This window comes from Mesorhizobium sp. M7A.F.Ca.CA.002.04.1.1 (genome assembly GCF_004022805.1).
GTDB lineage: Bacteria > Pseudomonadota > Alphaproteobacteria > Rhizobiales > Rhizobiaceae > Mesorhizobium > Mesorhizobium ciceri.
Window position 1 is genome coordinate 1 of record NZ_RZPL01001073.1, and the last position, 1,254, is coordinate 1,254.

The 1,254-nt window shown below is 63.2% G+C and carries 2 protein-coding genes; one reads left to right on the plus strand and one right to left on the minus strand.

All coding sequences use genetic code 11. From position 1 onward, the window contains the following. The coding region (locus tag ENZ75_RS32210; RefSeq protein WP_206617159.1) for an AAA family ATPase at window positions 1–391 on the minus strand (391 nt) is incomplete at its 3' end. A gap of 154 nt (window positions 392–545) precedes the next feature. Between ENZ75_RS32210 and ENZ75_RS32215 the strand changes: the two genes are divergently transcribed. After that, a complete protein-coding gene (locus ENZ75_RS32215; RefSeq protein ID WP_013529969.1) occupies window positions 546–1,175 on the plus strand; it encodes a DUF1285 domain-containing protein in 630 nt (209 codons plus the stop codon). The last annotated feature ends 79 nt before the right edge of the window (window positions 1,176–1,254 follow it).

Sequence of the window (1,254 nt, forward strand, 5' to 3'; positions counted from 1 at the left end):
GGTTGATCGCGTCGGCCATCAGCAGCTGGGCGAAGATCGGCCCGGAGATGAAGCGGAAGGAGCGTTTTCCGGTCTCGTCCTGCTCCATCACTTCGGAGCCGAGGATATCGGACGGCATCAGATCCGGCGTGAACTGGATGCGACGCGAATCGAGGCCGAGCACGATGCCAAGTGTTTCGACCAGCTTGGTTTTGGCGAGACCCGGCACGCCGACCAAAAGCGCATGGCCACCGGCCAGCAGCGCCACCAGCGTGCGCTCGACGACGCTTTCCTGTCCGAAGATGACCCGGCCGACCCCGTCGCGGATCCGGGAGATGTCGGCAAGCGCCTTCTCGGCCTCGGCGATCATGTCCTTTTCGCTGATCGGGCTTTCCTTGACCATCACGCTCATGCCGCATCGATCCTTGTGGTTGGAATACCATGGCTGGAACAACGGCTGCACCATACCATAAGTTGCCGCGATTCGGCCTCGCGTGGCGCCTACATCGAAACTTAAATCACAGACTTAGGCTGACAAGCGGAACAACAGTGACTATTTCGTGACCATGACGGGACCCTTGGGACATCGTGAAGAAAGCCTGACTGATGCCACCGAGGCGCGTGGTCTCGAGGCGCTGATCTCGCGCGCCGCCCGTGCCGGCAAGGGCGCGGCACCTGTCGAACGCTGGAATCCCGACTTCTGCGGCGATCTGGACATGGAGATCAAGGCCGACGGCACCTGGTTCTATCTGGGCACGCCGATCGGGCGCATGCCGCTGGTGCAGCTTTTCTCCTCGGTGCTGCGCAAGGACGCCGATGGCAGGACCTATCTGGTGACACCGGTAGAAAAGGTCGGCATCCGCGTCGCCGATGCGCCGTTCATCGCCGTCGAAATGGACGTTTCGGGCAGCGGCGAGGCGCAGACAATCACCTTCCGCACCAATGTCGGCGACGTCGTCGAAGCCGGGCCGGAACGGCCGCTGCGGTTTGTCGATGAGAACGAGACCGGCGGGTTGAAGCCCTATGTGCTGGTGCGTGGCCGTCTGGAGGCGCTGGTGGCGCGGCCGGTGATGTATGAACTGGTCGGGCATGGCGAGGAGATCGAAATCGGCGGCGAGACGATGTTCGCGGTGCGCTCCAAGGGCGCCGTGTTCCCGATCATGCCGGCGGACCAGTTGAAGCGGCTGAGCGCGTGATGGACCAGGTGACGCCGGCGCCGTTTTCATCCGCGGATTTTCGCGCGCGCTTTGCCGTGCAGCCCGATGCACATGCAGG